Genomic DNA, 18,284 nt, shown 5'->3' with positions numbered 1-18,284 from the left:
GTAGGTTCCCGTATGGCCAAAACGATGCAGCGCCTCGAGCCCCTGGAGCGCCGTCCGCTGACCGATCGAACCTGTCTCGTTACCGGATCCTCGCGGGGGATCGGTCGCGAGATCGCGTTCGAACTCGCCCGGTGCGGTGCCGACGTGGCGGTGAACTACCGTTCGTCCGACGCAAAGGCCCGCGAGGTGACCGAGACCATCGAGGAAAACGGCGAGGCGGCAGTGCCCGTCCAGGCGGACATCTCCGAACCGGCGCAGGTCGAGCGGATGGCCGAGGAGATCCGGACTGAACTCGGCGAGATCGACGTGCTCGTCAACAATGCGGGGATCACCATCGATCGAACGTTCGAGAACATGACCTACGAGGACTGGCAGACAGTTATCGACGTCAACCTCACCGGGACGTTCAACTGCACGAAAGCGTTCTACGAGGACATCAAGACCTCCGATCACGGCCGGCTGATCAACATCTCGAGCGTCGTCGGCCAGCAGGGCAACTACGGACAGGCCAACTACGCGACCTCGAAAGGTGGCCTCTTCGCGTTCACTCGGACGCTTGCGCTCGAACTCGCCAGTCACAACTCCACGGCGAACTGCGTCGCGCCGGGTTTCACGGAGACGGACATGCTCGAGAAGGTGCCCGAGCGAGTCCAGGAGAAGATCCGGGAAGATATTCCGCTGGGCCGGTTCGCAACGACCGAGGACATCGTCGGGATGATCCGGTTCCTCGTCGGCGATCAGGCGGAGTACATGACCGGGCAGGTCCTCGGGATCAACGGTGGCATGGAGTGGTAGCGATACGGTTGAAGGAACTCGAACTGTCGTAGCCACAGAACATCACTACTGTGGTGGTGTGTCGGCCCGAGCAACGTCCAGTGGTCTCCGTTTCTACCTCGCTTCAGCAGTTCTCGACCGTGTTTTTCGCCCGAGACGAACGGTCGATCCGGAGATCAACCTCCATTGTTCTACTACAAGTCTACATGGACAATCGCAGTTGTTCTACCCCAAACAAAATTGTTTTAGGGACGGCCTCTGTTCCACCTGATGATGCCACCCATCGCGCTGCCACACGACGCGAAGGCCGGACCGACCAAGTCGGAGGTCCGCGCTGTCGTCGGCTCGAAGCTCGCGCTCGAGCCGGACGATCACTTCGCGGAGGTCGGCTCCTGTACGGGGGCCGTCACGATCGAAGCCGCACAGCGAGCCGGGCGAGTGACTGCCCTCGAGCGGAAACCCGAACGGGTCGAGACGACGGAGCAGAACCTCGCCGCGAACGAGGAGTCGGTCCGCGCCGACGTCGAACTGCGCAACGCGGAAGCGCCTGAGGGGCTGCCCGACGACGCCGACGCGCTCTTTCTCGGCGGAAGCCGCAACTTCGAGGAAGTGCTCGATCACGCAGTCGAGACCGAAATCGACCGCGTGATCATGAACGTGTCGCGACTCGAGGTCGCCGGCAAAGCGACCGAAGCCTTCCGCGAGCGGGACTTGCTCGAGGAGGTCGTCCAGTTTCAGGTGAGCCACGGCTACGAACTCGCCGGGGCGACGAGTTTCAACTCGGATAACCCGGTGTACATGCTGGTCGGGAGCGCGACGCCGGACGAAGATGCGGACGACGATGGCGGGAAGAAAGTCGCCGCAGACGGTAGCGGGAGGAGTCGACAATGACGCTGTACGGCGTCGGACTCGGCCCCGGCGAGGCCGATCTCGTGACCGTTCGCGGGAAGGAGGTCCTCGAGGAGTGCGACGTGGTTTACTCGCCGGGCCGCTTATCGCGGACGGTCGCGCTGAACCACGTCGACGAGTCGAAGATCGGGGACCTCGATTTCCCGATGACGAAAGACGAAGAGAAGCTGCGAACGGCGTGGAAGGCGGCCGCGGCGGAGATCGCCCCGAACGCTCGCGACGGCGACGTCGCCTTCGTGACGCTTGGCGATCCCAACGTCTACTCGACGTTCGGCCACCTGCGCCGGACGATTGACGCCTTTCATCCGGACGTCGAGTTGGAGATCGTCCCCGGCGTGAGCGCGGTGACGGCCTTCGCGACCGCGATGGGGGTCGAGATCGAGGCCGGTGCGGGGCTCTCCTTGCGAGAAGCTGCCAGCGGGGCGAGTCCGACCGGTCCGGATCGAATGATCCTGTTCAAGGTCACCGACGCGCCGGCGACTCACGAGGGCCTCCTCGAGGCCGGCTACGACGTGACCTACGGTCGCCGGCTGTTCATGGAGCAGGGCGAGACGATCGTTACCGACGACCCCGCGGAAATCGACGAGCGCGACTACTACACGCTCGCCTACGCCGAGAAGGAAGACCTCGAGGTCGAGCAGGCGACGGCGGCCTTTCAGACCGACGACGAGGCGGGGTCAGACGAAACGACCGCAGACGGTGAGCCGGTGACCGACGGCGGTCGGCTAATCGAGATCGAGCACGCTGAAGGCTGCGAGGGCGGCGACTGTGGCGGACACCGCGGAGGACACCGATGACTGACGACACACCGAACGACCCGCAGGACGCGATCGATTCCCAAGGCGAACGTCGCCGCGAGGAACTGGACGATCGGATCTTCGAGCACAGCGCCGGCGACGAACAGGAGGGCATTCCCTTCGTCGGTGCCGGCCCCGGAAACCCGCGCTTGTTGACCGTCGCCGGGAAGGAACTGCTCGAGGAAGCCGACCTCGTCGTCCACGCGGGTTCGCTGGTCAACAGCGAACTGCTCGACGAGTACTGTGCCCACGCCGAACTGGTGAACTCAGTCGGGAAGGACCTCGAGGAACTGATTCCCCTCATGCGGGATGCCTACGAGGACGGCGATAACGTCGTCCGACTCCACAGCGGCGATCCCGCCATCTACGGCGCGGCGCTCGAGCAGATGGACGCGCTGGAACACGAGGGAGTGCCAACTCACTTCGTCCCGGGCGTCACGTCGGCGTTCGCGGCCAGCGCGACGCTACGGACGCAACTGACGCTCAACGAAGTGTCGAACCACGTCGCGTTCACCCGGCCGCAGGGGAAGACCCTGACGCCGGAGGAAGACCACATCTCCGACTTCGTCGAGATGGGCGACGTGACGACCTGCATCTATCTGGGGACCCACGCGGTTCGGGACACGATGGATCGGTTGCTCGAGGACGACCACGACCCCGAGACGCCGGTCGCGGTGATCTACCACGCCTCCTGGCCGGACGAGGACGTGATCATCGGCTCCGTCGGGAACATCGCCGACAAGGTCGAGGAAGCGGGGTATCGGGCCTCGGCGCTGGTCGTCATCGGCGACGCCGTGACCGGCGCGGGCTACGAGCGCTCGTTCCTCTACGGCGACTGGGCGAATCGAGGATCGTCTTCGGGGAATGCCGGCGAGACGGAGGCCAGTAATGATTGAGCTGAGTCAGTACAACTGCAAACACGGTGAAAGCCCCCAGCCCCGTCGACTTGGGGGCCTCGCTGCGGTCCTCGGCCGTCGGCCTGCGGTCCTTACGTCGGCCGCCTTCGCCGACGGTGCTGGCCCCTTTCAGTCCCACCCCCGCGGTGGACAGGACGGGCCGTTCGAACGAGGACAGGACGATTTCGGTACCATGGAGGTTTCATCATGAGTTCAGGAACTGAGAACACGGATACGACGGACGACTCGAGTACGAATTCCGGCGGTGGCCACTGTTCGACGGCGGATTCGGACGGCGAGGTCGCAGAAGAGATCGCGATCATCTCCTTCGGCCGGAAGATGGACACCGCCGAGGAGATCAAAGCCGAGATCGGCGATCGCTACGAGGCGATCGACATCATCGAGTACCACGGTGACGTCTTCGAGGAACACTGGGGCGAGTACGACTGCTTCATCGGCCTGATGGCTTCGGGAATCGCGATGCGGAAGACGGCCCACCTGCTCGACGACAAATGGGAGGACCCCGCGATCTGCGTCGTCGACGAGGAGCTGACGTGGGCCATCCCAATCACGGGCGGCCACCACGGTGCGAACCAGGTCGCACAGGACCTCGCGACGATGGGGGCTGTGCCGGCGATGACGACCGCCAGCGAGGCGGCCGGCAAACAGGGCGTCGAGTCCCGCGCGAAGGCGATGGACACCCACGTCGTCAACGGCGACTCGACGGTGAAGACGAACCTCGCCGTCCTCGACGAGAACCTCGGGCCCGTGGCTCGGCTCGAGGGCCCCAGAGCGGTACTCGTCGGCGACGACGTGACCGTCCTGAAGCGAAACAAGAACGACGGCATCGTGATCGGGACCGGCAGCGTCTCCGGCGCGAGCACGGAGTCGTTCATCGCCGCGTGGGAGGAAGCACTCGAGCAGACCGACTACGGCTTCGACGACGTGGAGTTCGTCGGGACCGCGACCCGGAAGGAAGACGAGGAGGGCCTGCTCGAGGCCGCGCAGGAACTCGACCTCGGTGTGGTCGCCTTCGACAAGGAGACCCTGCTCGCACACGAGGGGCCGACCCCCTCCAAATCGAAGGAGCTGATCGGCTGGCCCGGCGTCTCCGAGGCGAGCGCGATCGCGGGCGGTGCCGAACAGGAACTCGTCCTCGAGAAGATCGGCTACGAGAACGAGGTCACGGTGGCGATCGGTCGATGAGTTCGGACGCCGAGTCCGCTGAGGCGGAGACGACTACGGACGCGACAGCCGGCGGCACCCCCGATGACCACGGCACCCTCTACGTCGTCGGCATCGGTCCCGGTCTGCCCGACCACATGACCAAGCGGGCCAAGGAGGTCATCGAGTCATCGGAGGTCGTCATCGCCTCGAGCCTCTATCAGGAGTTCCTGCGCGACGACGGCACCCTGCTGCCGGAAGCGGAGACGGACGAGGACGGCATCGCGGTCCGCGAGGACAGCACCGCAGCGCGAGCCGAAGGCGACCGCGAGGACGGCTTCGAGCAGGAGATCGTCCGCTCGACGATGGGCCGCCAGATCGAGCTCGCACGCGCGGCGTTCGACCACGTCCGAGAGGGGAAGGACGTGGCCCACGTCTCCGGCGGCGATCCGTCGGTCTACGGCAAGTCCGACCTCATCTTCAAGATGGCAGAGGAGGACGACGCCACCGATATTCCGATCGAGATCGTCCCCGGCCTGACGGCGGCACTGGGCGGGTCGGCGAACGTCGGCGCGCCGCTGTGCAACGACTTCTGTACGGTCTCGCTGTCGGACAAGTGGCGCGGCTGGGACGAGATCGAGGAGAAGCTTCGCGCAGCAGCGATCAGTGACTTCGTGATCGTCCTCTACAACTGCTGGCGGAACTACGAGAAAGCGGTCGACATCGTCCGCGAGGAGCGAACCGACGACGCCTACGTGGCCATCGTCAACGACGCCGGTCGCGCGGACGCCGGCCGCAACGGTGAGAGCCAGCATGTTACGACGCTCGGAGAGGCCGCCGACCACGACGACAAGGTGTCGGGAATGGGCACCTCGCTGATCATCGGCAACCACGAGACCGAAACCTGGCGCAACGACGATCGAACGTATCTCGTCACCCCGCGCGGCGGGCGTGACGTCGACGACTTCTAACCCACCATACACCACAACGATGAGTACTGACACAAACGCGGACGCAGACGACGAATCGACTTCCAACTGCGGTGCCTCGAGCACGGAGAACACCAGCGAAGCGAGCACCGATAGCTCGAGTTCGACGTGTGGCGCCTCGAGCAGTACCGACGACTCGAGCGACTCCACGTGCGGTGCCTCCTCGAGTTCCGGTTCCTCGTCTTCGTCCTCGAGTAGCTGCGGGGCCTCGAGTTCGGACGACAGTAGCTCCAACGAGAAGGAGGTCGGCTCCACGATCGAGGATTTCGATGCTGAGCCGGGCCAGCTGAGCGCCGTCGGCCTCGGTCCTGGCCACCCGGAGGGGATGACCGACCGCGCGAAGACGGCGCTGCTCGAGGCCGACCACATCGTCGGCTACACGACCTACATCGACCTCATTCCGGACGAGATCACGGAAGAGGCCGACGAACTGTACGACACGCCGATGTGCGGCGAAGTGTCCCGCACTGAGGAAGCCATCGACCGCGCGCTCGCGGGCCACGACGTCGCTATCGTCGGCAGCGGCGACCCCAACGTCTACGCGCTCGGCGGGCTCGCACTCGAGATCCTCGAGTCCAAGGGCGCGACGGCGTCGATGGTCGACTTCGAGGCCGTGCCCGGCGTCCCGGCGGCCCAGTCCTGTGCGGCCCGGCTGGGTGCCCCCCTCGTGAACGACACCGTCTCGATTTCCCTGTCGGACCACCTCGTTCCGATGCCCGAGATCGAGTCGCGCCTGCACTCCGCAGCCAAGGAGTCCTTCACGATCACGATCTACAACCCCTGGAGCCGCAAGCGCCGGGAGAACTTTGAGAAGTGCTGCGAGATCCTGCTGGCCCACCGCGACGCGGACACGCCGGTCGGCATCGTCCACGGTGCCGGCCGCGACGACGAGCAGGTGCTGATCACCGAACTCGGGGAACTCGAGGAACTCGGGGAAAGCGAGATCGTCGACATGACGACGACGATCGTCGTCGGCAACGAGGACACCTACGTCTGGGACGACCGGATGGTCACCCCGCGTGGCTACGAGACGAAGTACGACTACTGAGCGCAATTCGGAGCACATCCACAATGTCACGATACGAAGTTACCATCGAGAAAGACGCCTGCGACGGCATCTTTGCCTGCCTGACCCGCGACCCGCGATTCGTCGAGGGCGAAGACGGCCTCGCGACGATCGATCCCGGCGCGGATCCGGTCTACGACTGCGAGGGCGAGGTCACCGACACCGACGAACGGGTCGTCGCGACGTTCGACGACGACCGCATCGACGAGGCCCAGCAGGCCGCCGCGGCCTGTCCGACGGACGCGATCATCGTCGAGGAGGTGGGCGAATGAGCGACGCGGAATCCGCAATCGAAATCGAGGTCCCGTCGGACCCGCTCGCGGGTCACGCCGCGAGCGCGTACTTCTGGGGCCACGTCGCCGGAAGCGGCGCCGTGACTGATGACGGCATTGAGGTCGTCACCAATGACGAGGCGTCCGCGGAAGTGCTCGCCGCCATCGCGGGCGGCGACCTCGAGCACGAGACGACCACTCGCGACTACGCCCACGACACGTCCATTACGCGAACCGAGGACGAGTACACGCTCTCGATCGGCGGTGAGGGGGGAGAGGCGGCCGGCACCAACGACTCTGGCCTGCTCGGGCGCAGCGGCGCGCTCGGCCTCCCCGTCGATGGCCGTGGGAACTACCGCTTCGGGGCCTTTGCGAGCTACGATCGGGAACTGCTCCGCGGGCTGCTCGAGGGCTGTGGCACCATCTGCTTCAAGTCCTCGAGTGGTACCGTCGGCATCTCGTTCGTCCACGATGACGAGGAGTTGCTCGAGTTTGCCCGCGAGCTGATCGCGGAGTGCCCCATCGAGGTCGAAGACGATCGAAGATCGTCTGACCATCGGAAGACGAAGTCTTCCGAGACTCCGATGGGCGACCTCTCGGAAACCTCGTCGGGCGGCTACTGGTTTGGCGTCGACGACGACGCCGCGCCCGACTTCGGCACGTGGCTCTACGAGAACTGCGAGGAAACCGGCCTGTTCGCACCGAGTCGCCGCCGCAAACTCGAGAAGAGCCTCGAGCAGGCGTCGGCGTACGACGGCGACGAGACGTAGGACACCACAATCGATGAGCACACCCGACGAGATCACGCCCGCACCGACAGCCGGCTTCGACGACGAGGCCGTCCTGCTGATCGGCCACGGCTCCCGGCGCGAGAAATCCAACGAACAGGTCCGCAAACTGGCCGCCGACCTCGAGTCCCGGCTGGGGATCCCGGTCGACGCCGCGTTCCTCGAGCTCGCGGAGCCGGCGATCGACGAGGCCTTTGCGGGGCTCGAACCCGTCGCGTCGGAGGTTACCGTCGTCCACTGCTCGCTGTTCGCCGCGAGCCACGTCAAGAACGACGTTCCCCTGGCGATCGAACAGGCCCGGGCCGAGCGCGACCTCGAAATCGCCAACGGCGCGCATTTGGGAGTCCATCCCGCAATTCTGGACCTGCTGGACGATCGCGCCGCGGCCGTCGAACGCGAACTGGGCGTCGACCGCGAGGCGGACGATGTCGCGGTCGTCGTCTGCGGTCGCGGCTCGAGCGATCCGGACGCTAACGGCGACGTGCACAAGCTGGCCCGGCTGCTCTACGAGGGCCGCGAGTTCGACCGGGTTGAGGCTTCGTTCATCGGCGTCACCGAACCGACGCTCGAGGAGAGCCTTCACGGACTCTCGAAGCACCGACCCGACGCGGTCGTCGTCCTACCGTACATGCTCGGCGACGGCGTCCTCACCCAGCGGGTCCGGGACTGGACGGCGGACTTCGATGCCGAGTACCCCTACGTCGATGCGCTGGCCGGCGACCCGCTGGGGACCGACTCCCGGCTGCTGGACGTTTTCGCCGACCGCTGGGAAGAGGCCCGCACCGACAGCGTCGAGATGTCCTGTGATACGTGCAAGTACAAGGTCGACCTCGAGGGCTACGAGGAGGACGTCGGCGGGGCTCGAGCCATGCTGCGCGCGCTGGCTCATCAGGAGGCTCACGCCGACCGCGAGGACATCGACGACGAACCGCACAGTCACGACGCGCCGGAAAAGCACGTCGCGGTCTGTACCAACCAGACCTGTGCCAAGATGGGGTCGCCGGCGGTCCTCGAGCGCCTGCGCCAGGAAGTCCGGGATTCCGCGCACTGTGACGCCCGTATCACCCGCTCCTCGTGTCTCGGACGCTGCGGCGACGGGCCGATGGTCGCGGTGTATCCGGACGGGATCTGGTACGGCGGTGTCGAAGACGACGACGCCGAACGAATCGTGGCCGACCACCTCGACCGGGACCGCATCGTCAGCGACCTCGTCGATCAGACGCTGTAATCGAACCGACCGACGCGAAATCAACACTTCACAATATCCAACCAATGAGCTGCTACGAAATCGAAGCGCTACGACTCGGACTGATGACCGTCCTCGGCGTCGGGGACGACAGCACCCGCGATCACGCGGAGAACGAACTCGAGGGCCACCTCGAGGGCCCCATTCAGGGCCTCGCGGAGGCGGACAGCCTCGCGGAGATTGAACGCCACCTCGACGCGGCGCTGGTCGACTTAGAGGAGGAAGTCGCGTCGATGGACAGCGACGACCCCGAATACGACTACACGCGCGGGCGATTGCTGGCGGTCCGCGACGCCGAGCGGGCTGTCCAGCGGCTGAGCGCGCAGGGTGAGAGTATCGTAGACGGGCTGGGCGACGCCCACGATACGCTCCACGAAACATTCCCGGTCGAGGAGTGACGATGAGCGAAACTGTACCTGAAGCCGAACGCACGGTGGATTTCTGCCGGGTTCCACTCGGCCAGATCGAGACGGCCCGCAGCCGCCACATGTGGACTCGATCCGCGGTCCACGTCGCCGAGTCCGGTGGGCTTGTCGTCACGGGGACGTGGGACGGAACCGTCACCGCCCGCGACGCAGACACGCTCGAGGCCCGGTGGACGGCCGATCATCCGGATCACGCGGTCGGGATCGCGTCGCTCGAGGCCGCTATCGATGAGGGTGCGGACACGATCGTCGTCGCCGGCCGCGGCGAAATGGGGACGATCGCGGCCTACGACGCCGAAACGGGCGACCGGCGCTGGCGGTACGACACCGCCGACGACGTCGGCGAGGCGGTCAAGGAGACTGTTTTCTACCTGCCCTACGTCGTCGCGCTCGAGACCGGAACCGATTCCGACGGCAACGAGTGGCTGTACGCCGCCGCGCGACGCTACGAGCGCGACGGCGAAACCCGACGGTGGCACAGTACCGTCTACGCGTTCGACGCCGACGGCTCGGTCCGCTGGACGTACGAGACCGACGCCTCGCCGATCGCGCTCGATCTCGATTCGTCGGGCGAACGGCTCGCGGTCGGTTACAACCGCTGTATGGGCGAGCACGACACCGGACTCGTCGTCCTCGAGGCCGATTCGGGCGACCTCGAGTGGACCTGGGACCCCGGAACGGACGGCGACCGGCGCGTCGGCGACGTTTCCGTCGACGGGGACTCGATCGCTGTCTCGAGTCACGGCGACAAACGCGGCTACCTGCTCGGGCCTGGCGGTGCTGAGCGCTGGCACGTCGACCTCGCCGTCGAGACCGAAATTGAGGGAGAGACGCTGTACGCCTATCCGAATCACGCGTACGCGAACGAGGGCCGAGTGGCGTTCGTGACGGGCAATACCTACGCGGTCGAGAGCCGTGAGACCGAGAGTCGACACCCGAACGAACACCGTATCGCCGCGTTCGACGCCGACGGAGACCTCGTCTGGGACGACGACGTCCGTGGCTTCGTTCACGGGCTTGCCGCCGACGATGGGCGACTGGTCACCCCCTGCGCACAGAACTTCCGGGTTCGCGATCCAGATACCCACGCCGTTCGCTGGTTCGATCTCGAGTCCGGCGTAAGCGGTTACGAGCACCTCGACGGGATCGCGACGGCAGCCGCCGTCGGTGGTGGCACGATTGCCGCCATCGAGGAACCCGTCGAGTACCACGACGAGGGCGAGACGCGCGGCGAGTACGCGCTTCGCGTCGGTTCCCTCGAGTAACGCGGTCGATCGGTTCGGCCGTCCGCGGGATGTTCTGTCGCAGTCCGTCGGACAGTCGCATACGCAAGGCCAACCCCCACAACGCTCACTCTCGTCTGTGGTTCCGTATAATGATCGAGGATTTCGCATCCGACGGCGCCGAGGAACGTTCGGATCTCGACGGAGCCGAACGGGCCTCGAGCCGTCCCGACGAGGCCGAGTTGATGGCAGGACCGCCACGCCGGCTGCTCACCGATGGCGGGCAGGCGGAGATGGAAGAGTCCGACGCCGAACAAGACGATGACTCGAGCGAGGAAGCATCCGGAGATGAAGGGCAGGGTGTGGAAGAGCCCGAAGGCGACGCTGCGGAGGCGGAATCCGAAGACGAGCCAGAAACCGAGGACGAAGCGGAAACCGAGGACGAAGCGGAAACCGAGGATGAGTCGGAGACTGAAGACGAGTCGGCGGAGGAACCGGAGAGCGAAGCCGAAAGCGAGGGCGAGGATGCGGACGAAGACGAGGGTGAGGCGGACGAAAACGAGTACCACGTCGAGGGTGCCGACGAGGTCTACCAGGGCGACGACGCGTCGGGCGTCGTCCACCTTGATCTCGACGGGTTGTTCCTCGATCTGCTCGGACTCGAGGTCAACCTCGATCCGGTGACGCTGGATGTCTCGGCGCGACCGGGCGAGAACAATCTGCTGGGGAATCTGCTGTCGGCGGTATCGGGGCTGCTGGACGGCCCCGGCGCGATGATCGACACGGCGAAATCGCTGTTGAGCAAGCCGATCGAGTTCGTCAAGAACCTGCTGCACAAGCCCGTCGAAAAGCTCACGGGGCTCTTCGGCGGGGACGAGGAAGCGAGCGAGGCGGACGCCGAAGAGGAAGAAGCGTCCGAAAGCGAAGACGAGTCCCCCGGTCCGCTTTCGTCGGCGGTACAGCGTCTGAAGGACGGAGCCATGGGGGCGGCGAGTTGGGTGAGAGAGAAGCTAGCCGGACTCGTTCCCAGCCTCCCGACTGAGGAAATCGTGTCGGCGATCGTTAGCGCGGTGCTCGAACAGCTGCTCGAGCAACTCGAGCCGGATCAGGACGAAGAGGGCGGTGGACAGGCGGAGCCGTCACGGGCGGAGGCTGCATCATGAGTGACGACTCACTCACAGAGCGGGTCGATACCGAGAAGATCACCGATAACATCGACGTCGACGAACTGGTCGACGGAACGCAGTGGGAAGACGAGATCGACGGGGACAAGCCGCTCGGAGAGGCGCTGGGCGGACAGATCGGCGCAATCCTCGGCCGGGCGATCGGCGAATCCCTCGGTCGGACGATCGGGAACATGGTCGTCGACGAACTCCTCAGTTCCGGCGAGGAAGCGGGTGAAACGGACGAGGAGTCCGACGAAGAAAGCGCCGAAGATGGCGAGGAAGACGATGAAGCAGACGACGAGTCTGCGGACGAAAGCGCCGAAGACAGCGGTGAGTCCGACGAAGAAGACGACGCGGACGAAGAGGGTGCAGAAGAGACCGACGCCGAGAGTGACGGCGAGAGCGCCGAGGACGACGCCGACGAGAGCGAGGCGCAAGGCGACGACGAATCGGACGCGGCGGATGAGGAATCGGCGGACGACGAATCAGAGCAGACGGCCGAAGCCGAGGAATAAGACCGTGATTCAGGGAACGCACTCGCTCCACGAACCGACTCGAGGTGGTCGCTGTGAGTAACGAGTCCGGACTGAAGAGTATGGTCGCCGACGAGGTCAGCAACCAGATCGACGTCGCCGATATGCTCGGTGACGGGAGTCTCGAGGACAACATCGACGGCGGCGAGGTCGGCGCTGCGGTCGGTCGCGAGTTCGGCGAACGGTTCGGGCGCGAAGTCGGCGCGGCCATCGGTCGGGAGGTCCACGAGACGATCGCCGCGGGTGTCGAGGCAGGAAAGGAACTCGACGAGATCCGAACGGATCTCTCGGCGGCGATCAAGGACGCCCTCCGCGAGGCGGTCGCGAACGTGGAGGGCCGCGACTCGCTCGAGTCGATGGCCAAAGGCGTGACCGACGGCAGCAGTCTCGAGGGACTCCTCGACGGCGTCGGAAGCGACGAGAGCGACGACACTGATGAGGACGAAGCCGAGAGCGAAGAACAGGCGGAATCCGAGGACGAAGAGCAAACGGACGAAACGGACACACAGGACGACGGCACTGAAAGCGACGAAACGAGTACCACGGAGCCAGTCAAAGAGGCCGCCGATACGGCCAAAGAATCGGTCGAAGGCGCTGCCAGCAAAGCCAAAGAGACGGTCGGCGGCGGGAGCGAGGACGGCGAAGAGACAGCTGAGGAAAGCGACGAATCGGGCGACGAAGCCGAACCGCCCGAAGCGGGCGAGGACGAGCCGTCCGCGGAGGACCTCGAGGATCTCCGGAAGGACACGCTCGAGGACTTCCTCGGCGTGATGTCATACAGCGATCTGCAGTCGGTCGCGAAGGACGTCGGTGTGAAGGCGAACCTCAGCCGAGAGGAGATGACCGACGAGATCATCAAGGCGGTGACGGACGGGGGGTCAGATTCCACCACGAATGAGGAGTCGGACTCGGACGAGGAATCGGAAACGGAAGCGGAAGCCGAGTGACGACTGTCGGAGACGAGACGATCGACTACACTCCGTCGCTCCCGATCCGACTACCGCACACGACACGGCGGTAAAACCTGAAAACCACAGATGAGCGACTCACAACTCCACGATCGAGTGCACGAGGTTCTGAACGAAGCCGACGCGTTCAGCGGATCGATCGTTTCCAGCAGTGACTCGGATAGCGAGGACGACTCGAGCGACGAGAGCGAGTCGGCCGAGCGGGACCTGCTCGAAACCGCCCGAGAGGCGAGCGATTTGCTCGAGTCGGCCGACCCCGACGAACTACTCGCGGCGGTCGGACTGGACACGCTCGAAGACGGCTCCGAACCGAATTCGATCCCGGAGGCTATCGCTCGCGGCGAGCAGGAGAACCTCGAGGACCTCCAGCGATTGCTCCACCTCGCGAACCTCGCCGACCGGGCTGACGACGATAGCTTTGAAGGGGCTGTCGATGATCTCCAAGAAACGATGAGTGAACAGGCCGAATCCGATGCCGAAGAAGCGGAGGAAGAAGAGAGCAAAGCCGACGAGGACACGCCGGACGACGAATCCACGGCTACCGAGGACAAGGCGGCCGAATCGGAAGCAGACGAGACGGCTGACGATCTCGGCGACCGTCTTCGATCGTCGATGGAATCTTCGTTCGAGCAGTTCGGCGACGACGTCCAGCAGCTCAAGGATCGACTCGAGTCGGCGAGCGCCGGAAGCGCCGATAGTGATACCGCAGGCGACGCCGAGGACGCCGACGAAGCGACAGCCGATGACGCGGCGGACGAGGAGGGCGCTAATGAGGACGACGAGGGACTCTTAGGATCGGGTCTCGGCGGCGACGAGGATCGTGGAACGGCGTCCGGCGGCCCCAGCCGTCACTCGACGATGGCACCGCCGCCGTCCAAACGGGCGGATATGCGCAAGACCACGCGCCACTCGACGATGCCGGACAAGCACTGAGAGCGCGGATTCGGTTCACTCGCCCGATTCCGACTCGAGGCGAAAACCGGTGAACGGAACAGGAGCTATCCCGCTGAAGCCGTATCCTGCTGCTCGCTGACGGCCCTGTATGACGAGACACATCAGCGAAACGCAGGTCCGCCACTGGCTGGACGACACGGCCATCCGAAACGTGACTCCCCACTCCGACGAGGACACCGAGTTCAACTTTCAGGTCGAACTCTCGCAGCTGCCGGTCCACGTCGTCAAGGAGACCGAGTTCGGCCCGGTTCGGATCGTCGGCCGGAGCGGGTTCGACACCGAGCGGGCCCGAAACCTGCTCCGCGACGATCAGCGACGCGGCGAGTTACTCGAGTACGTCGGGCCGATGCTGGCGGCGACGCCGGGGTTCTATACGTTCCTCGATGCGGACGGCGTCTCCTGTCAGCTGCGCGAGGCGGAGACTGTCCAGGAGGAGCATCGGATCTATCCGGACGGTGCCTCACAGCAGGCGCTGATGGAGGGTATCATGGCCACCGCGACGAGCATGCGCTACGTCCGGAACGTCGTGGTAGCGGTGGCGGAGTCCGACTAGTTTTGATCGGGCGTCGATCGGATGTCGATCGGATCGATCCCATCAACGTAATCGGTTACAGTTACGTTTCCACTCGCATCCAGTCCGAGAGCGGTCTCGGTAACCACTGCCGGGTTCCCTGAGCGGTATGTTTATCACACTGTGTTCCATCGTTGTTCCCAATATGGAATATCGGCGACGAGAGCTACTCGGGGCGAGTGCGGTGGGGATCGCCGCAGCCATGGGCGGCTGTCTCGGGCTCGGGAGCGACCAGGGTGAGGGATCGATCACCGGCGAGGAACTCGCGCTCGCGACGACGACCAGCACGTACGATACGGGGCTGCTCGACGAGATCAACACTGCGTTCCAGGAGCGGTTCGGAACGCCCGTCGCGGCCAACGCTCAGGGGACGGGCGCCGCGATCGAGTCCGCTCGCAACGGCAACGCCGACGTAATTCTGGTTCACGCCCGTTCGCTCGAGGACGAGTTCATGCGTGACGGACACGGAGTCAACCGGCGGAGCCTGATGTTCAACGACTTCGTGATCGTCGGGCCGAGCGACGATCCAGCGGAGGTCGGCGACACAGAGCAGGCGACGGCGGCCTTCGAGGCCATCGCGAGCGCGCAGGCGCAGTTCGTTTCGCGCGGAGATGACTCGGGCACGCACACGAAAGAGGTAGCCATCTGGGACGAATCGGATGCTGAGCCCGGCGGTGAGTGGTACCAGGAACTCGGGAGCGGCATGGGAGAGACGCTGAACAACGCGAGCGAGTCGGGCTCGTACACGCTCGCCGATCGGGGAACGTTCCTCTCGATGCGGGACAACGTCGACCTCGAGATCCTGCTTCAGGGCCCGATCGAGGGCGGGCCGGAGCTGCTCGCGAACCCCTACGGGATCATGGCGGCCAATCCGGAGATCCACTCGAACGTCAACTACGACCTCGCGATGGCCTACATCGGCTTTTTCACGAGTCCGGAGGGACAGGAACTCGTCGGTGACTACACGGCGAACGGCGAACAGCTGTTCTACCCCGAGGCCCTGTCGGCGGACCCGAACTTCCAGCAGTACGTCCCGGAGGGATGGCAACCGGCCTCGAGCGAGGAGTGATCGACAGACCCACTACCCGGACGAAACGACTCACTATCCGGACGAAACGACTCACTATCCGGACGAAACAACTCACTATCCGGACGAAACAACTCACTATCCGGACGAAACAACCTGCTACCCGGACGAAACAACCTACCACCGATGCCATTCGAGTCCCTCGCCGAACCGAACTATCTCCGGAGCATCATTCAGGTCTCGCTGACGGTCAGCCTGACCGCCATCCTGTTGAGTACCCTCCTCAGTCTGCCGATCGCCTTCGTCGTCGGCTTCGCGGATTTCCGCGGAAAGCGACTGATCACGGCCGTCATCAACACGGGGATGGGCTTTCCGAGCGTCGTCGTCGGACTGCTCGTCCTGATGGCCCTCTCGAACAGCGGCCCGCTCGGGGCGCTCGAGCTCGTTTACACGCCCGAAGCCATGATCATCTCCCAGTGTGTCCTCGCCGCGCCGGTGATCACCGGTGTCGCTCTGTCGGCCATCGAGAGCGTCGACGACGCCGTCCGGGACGCGGCATACGGCGTCGGGGGGACCCGAACCGACGTCGCGCTGATAACCCTCAAGGAGGCGCGCTACGGCGTCGTGACCGGAATTCTCGCCGGCTTCGGCCGTGCGATCAGCGAGGTCGGCTCGGTTTTGATCGTTGGCGGCAACATCGCCTACGCCGATGGGACATCGAAAACCCGCACGATCACGACCGCGATCACGCTCGAGACGCGCCGCGGCGAGTTCGAGACGGCGCTGGTACTCGGCGCGGTGTTGCTCGTCCTCGTCTTGCTCGTCAACGGGATCGTCTTGCGGCTCGGAGGTCGATAATGATTCGAGCGACTGCAATGGAGGCGGATCAGCGATGAACCTCGAGCTCGAGCACGCGTCCTACGGCGTCGACGACACGGACATTCTGGACGATGTCTCGCTGACTCTCAGTTCCGGCGAAATCATGACGGTGATCGGCCCCTCGGGGGCCGGCAAGACGACGCTGTTGCGGCTGGCCGCGCTGTTCGAGCGGCCGACAGACGGTGTCGTCCGCTTTGACGGGATGGATCCCTGGTCGTTGTCGCGAGACGACCGACTCGAGTTCCGTCGGCGGATCGGCATGGTCTTCCAGCAAGCGAGCCTGTTCGAGACCTCGGTCGCGCGGAACGTCGATATCGGCCAACGGGTTCGACGGCCGTGGTCGCAGCGCATTCGGGGATTCATCCGACGGGTCGCAGACCGGTGGATCCGGAGCGCGCCGACGGTCGACGACCGGACGCTCGAGGCCCTCGACCTCGTCGGGCTCCGGGAGGCGTGGGATCGCGACGCGGGCTCGCTGTCGGGCGGCGAGGCACAGCGGGTGTCCTTCGCTCGCGCGCTCGCCGCCGGGCCGGACCTGCTGGTCCTCGACGAACCGACCTCGGATCTCGATCCGCGGAACACGGCCATCCTCGAGCGCGCGATCGAACGCGCCCGGGGGCGCGATCACGGCGTCTTGCTCGCGACCCACGATATGCACCAGGCCGAGCGGATCTCGGATCGCGTCGCCTTCCTGCTCGAGGGTGAACTGATCGAAGTGGGCCCGCCCGAGCGGATCTTCGACGATCCCCGCGACGAGCGAACCGCACGGTTCGTCAACGGAGACCTATTGTACGATGAAAACGAACTTCTCGCGTGAACGCCAAGAGAGGCTCGAGCGGCTCGGAAACCGCCTTCAATTCGAGTGGAACTGCCGCATAATTCACCGATGACCATGGAAAAGGAGTTCGACACTTACCTGCGGATCGAGGACATTGCCGTCGATCGCAGCGACGTCGCGATGTTGCGCGCGATCGACGACCGCGGCTCGCTGTCGGGGGCGGCCGACGCCCTCGAGCGATCCTACCCCCGCCTCCAGCAGCGGGTGGTGGCGCTCGAGGAGGCGATCGGCCCCCTGGTCGAGCGCACTCGTGGCGGAGCCAACGGCGGTGGCAGTTCGCTGACGCCGACGGCGCGTGAGCTGCTGGCGCGGTTCGACCGGCTGGTCGCGGCCTACGAGGGCGTCGCCCGCGTCGACGAGACGGTGCTCGGGGGAGCGGTTATCGACCGCGATGGAGAACTCGCGACCGTCGAGACCGCTGCGGGGGAGATTCTGGCTGTCGTTCCGGCCGACGCCGCGACGGCGTCCGTGACGATCCGCTCCGACGCCGTGAGTCTCCACGCGCCAAGCGACGTGCCGCGAGCCGAGGGGACGAGCGTTCGGAACCGGTTCCCGGGGACCGTCTCGTGGCTCGAGGCCGGAGACGCCGTCGCTCGGGTGGGAATCGACCTCGAGAGTGCGGACGGTGGCGACGGCGGGAGCGACACCGAACTCGTCGCGCTGGTCACGCGGCGGAGCGTCGAGACGCTGGGACTCGATCCCGGGCGATCGATCGTGGCCTCGGTGAAGGCGACGGCGGCGCGTGGTGTCGGGGTCGAAGATCGCTCACGGGAGGGGACTGGCGACTGACGGTGCTTCG

The 18,284-nt window shown here is 65.3% G+C and carries 22 protein-coding genes; all 22 read left to right on the top strand.

Annotated features, from left to right (window positions below; genetic code table 11):
- Positions 1–12: 12 nt before the first annotated feature.
- Complete coding sequence (locus tag ACEWFR_RS03865; RefSeq protein WP_374059795.1) at positions 13–795, top strand: 3-oxoacyl-ACP reductase family protein; 783 nt, start codon at positions 13–15, stop codon at positions 793–795.
- A gap of 252 nt (positions 796–1,047) precedes the next feature.
- Complete coding sequence (gene cbiT, locus ACEWFR_RS03860; protein WP_374060052.1) at positions 1,048–1,665, top strand: precorrin-6Y C5,15-methyltransferase (decarboxylating) subunit CbiT; 618 nt, start codon at positions 1,048–1,050, stop codon at positions 1,663–1,665.
- Positions 1,662–2,480 (top strand): cobalt-factor II C(20)-methyltransferase, encoded by an 819-nt coding sequence (locus ACEWFR_RS03855; protein ID WP_374059794.1) that lies wholly within the window; start codon positions 1,662–1,664, stop codon positions 2,478–2,480. Before cbiT ends, ACEWFR_RS03855 begins: the two co-directional genes overlap by 4 nt.
- The gene (locus ACEWFR_RS03850; protein ID WP_374059793.1) at positions 2,477–3,376 is read left to right on the top strand and encodes a cobalt-precorrin-4/precorrin-4 C(11)-methyltransferase; all 900 of its coding nucleotides are present in this window, start codon (positions 2,477–2,479) and stop codon (positions 3,374–3,376) included. Before ACEWFR_RS03855 ends, ACEWFR_RS03850 begins: the two co-directional genes overlap by 4 nt.
- A complete protein-coding gene (locus ACEWFR_RS03845) occupies positions 3,369–3,587 on the top strand; it encodes a hypothetical protein (protein WP_374059792.1) in 219 nt (72 codons plus the stop codon). Before ACEWFR_RS03850 ends, ACEWFR_RS03845 begins: the two co-directional genes overlap by 8 nt.
- The gene (gene cbiG, locus ACEWFR_RS03840; RefSeq protein WP_374059791.1) at positions 3,584–4,582 is read left to right on the top strand and encodes a cobalt-precorrin 5A hydrolase; all 999 of its coding nucleotides are present in this window, start codon (positions 3,584–3,586) and stop codon (positions 4,580–4,582) included. The genes ACEWFR_RS03845 and cbiG overlap by 4 nt, the downstream gene beginning before the upstream one ends.
- On the top strand, positions 4,579–5,511 hold the full coding sequence (locus ACEWFR_RS03835) for a precorrin-3B C(17)-methyltransferase (RefSeq protein ID WP_374059790.1): 933 nt from the start codon (positions 4,579–4,581) through the stop codon (positions 5,509–5,511). Before cbiG ends, ACEWFR_RS03835 begins: the two co-directional genes overlap by 4 nt.
- A 19-nt stretch (positions 5,512–5,530) precedes the next feature.
- Positions 5,531–6,577 carry a precorrin-3B C(17)-methyltransferase gene (gene cobJ / locus ACEWFR_RS03830; protein ID WP_374059789.1) on the top strand — a complete coding sequence of 349 codons (1,047 nt, stop codon included), beginning with the start codon at positions 5,531–5,533 and terminating at the stop codon, positions 6,575–6,577.
- A gap of 23 nt (positions 6,578–6,600) precedes the next feature.
- On the top strand, positions 6,601–6,867 hold the full coding sequence (locus tag ACEWFR_RS03825; protein ID WP_098723960.1) for a ferredoxin: 267 nt from the start codon (positions 6,601–6,603) through the stop codon (positions 6,865–6,867).
- Complete coding sequence (locus ACEWFR_RS03820; RefSeq protein WP_374059788.1) at positions 6,864–7,637, top strand: cobalamin biosynthesis protein; 774 nt, start codon at positions 6,864–6,866, stop codon at positions 7,635–7,637. The genes ACEWFR_RS03825 and ACEWFR_RS03820 overlap by 4 nt, the downstream gene beginning before the upstream one ends.
- Positions 7,638–7,650: 13 nt before the next feature.
- Positions 7,651–8,883, top strand: coding sequence for a CbiX/SirB N-terminal domain-containing protein (locus ACEWFR_RS03815; RefSeq protein WP_374059787.1), 1,233 nt, complete (start codon positions 7,651–7,653; stop codon positions 8,881–8,883).
- A gap of 44 nt (positions 8,884–8,927) precedes the next feature.
- Positions 8,928–9,299 carry a DUF3209 family protein gene (locus ACEWFR_RS03810; protein ID WP_374059786.1) on the top strand — a complete coding sequence of 124 codons (372 nt, stop codon included), beginning with the start codon at positions 8,928–8,930 and terminating at the stop codon, positions 9,297–9,299.
- Between the two features lie 2 nt (positions 9,300–9,301).
- Complete coding sequence (locus ACEWFR_RS03805) at positions 9,302–10,591, top strand: PQQ-binding-like beta-propeller repeat protein (RefSeq protein WP_374059785.1); 1,290 nt, start codon at positions 9,302–9,304, stop codon at positions 10,589–10,591.
- 110 nt (positions 10,592–10,701) lie between these two features.
- Positions 10,702–11,712 carry a hypothetical protein gene (locus ACEWFR_RS03800; RefSeq protein WP_374059784.1) on the top strand — a complete coding sequence of 337 codons (1,011 nt, stop codon included), beginning with the start codon at positions 10,702–10,704 and terminating at the stop codon, positions 11,710–11,712.
- On the top strand, positions 11,709–12,230 hold the full coding sequence (locus ACEWFR_RS03795) for a hypothetical protein (RefSeq protein ID WP_374059783.1): 522 nt from the start codon (positions 11,709–11,711) through the stop codon (positions 12,228–12,230). Before ACEWFR_RS03800 ends, ACEWFR_RS03795 begins: the two co-directional genes overlap by 4 nt.
- Before the next feature lie 44 nt (positions 12,231–12,274).
- Positions 12,275–13,195: a hypothetical protein gene (locus ACEWFR_RS03790; RefSeq protein WP_374059782.1), complete on the top strand. Its 921-nt coding sequence runs from the start codon at positions 12,275–12,277 to the stop codon at positions 13,193–13,195.
- Positions 13,196–13,285: 90 nt separating this feature from the next.
- On the top strand, positions 13,286–14,149 hold the full coding sequence (locus ACEWFR_RS03785; protein WP_374059781.1) for a hypothetical protein: 864 nt from the start codon (positions 13,286–13,288) through the stop codon (positions 14,147–14,149).
- A gap of 109 nt (positions 14,150–14,258) precedes the next feature.
- Entirely contained in the window at positions 14,259–14,723 is a 465-nt protein-coding gene (locus ACEWFR_RS03780) for a hypothetical protein (protein ID WP_374059780.1), read from the top strand.
- Positions 14,724–14,886: 163 nt separating this feature from the next.
- On the top strand, positions 14,887–15,810 hold the full coding sequence (locus tag ACEWFR_RS03775; protein WP_374059779.1) for a substrate-binding domain-containing protein: 924 nt from the start codon (positions 14,887–14,889) through the stop codon (positions 15,808–15,810).
- Between the two features lie 144 nt (positions 15,811–15,954).
- Positions 15,955–16,626 (top strand): ABC transporter permease, encoded by a 672-nt coding sequence (locus ACEWFR_RS03770; protein WP_374059778.1) that lies wholly within the window; start codon positions 15,955–15,957, stop codon positions 16,624–16,626.
- Between the two features lie 34 nt (positions 16,627–16,660).
- Positions 16,661–17,464: a phosphate ABC transporter ATP-binding protein gene (locus ACEWFR_RS03765; RefSeq protein WP_374059777.1), complete on the top strand. Its 804-nt coding sequence runs from the start codon at positions 16,661–16,663 to the stop codon at positions 17,462–17,464.
- A 75-nt stretch (positions 17,465–17,539) separates the two neighbouring features.
- Positions 17,540–18,274: a TOBE domain-containing protein gene (locus ACEWFR_RS03760; RefSeq protein WP_374060051.1), complete on the top strand. Its 735-nt coding sequence runs from the start codon at positions 17,540–17,542 to the stop codon at positions 18,272–18,274.
- The last annotated feature ends 10 nt before the right edge of the window (positions 18,275–18,284 follow it).

Origin of the sequence: Natrinema sp. H-ect4 (assembly GCF_041894845.1) — an archaeon.
Taxonomy (GTDB): Archaea; Halobacteriota; Halobacteria; order Halobacteriales; family Natrialbaceae; genus Natrinema.
Note: the sequence above shows the minus strand (reverse complement) of the source record. Positions and strands in the feature narration are given on the sequence as shown.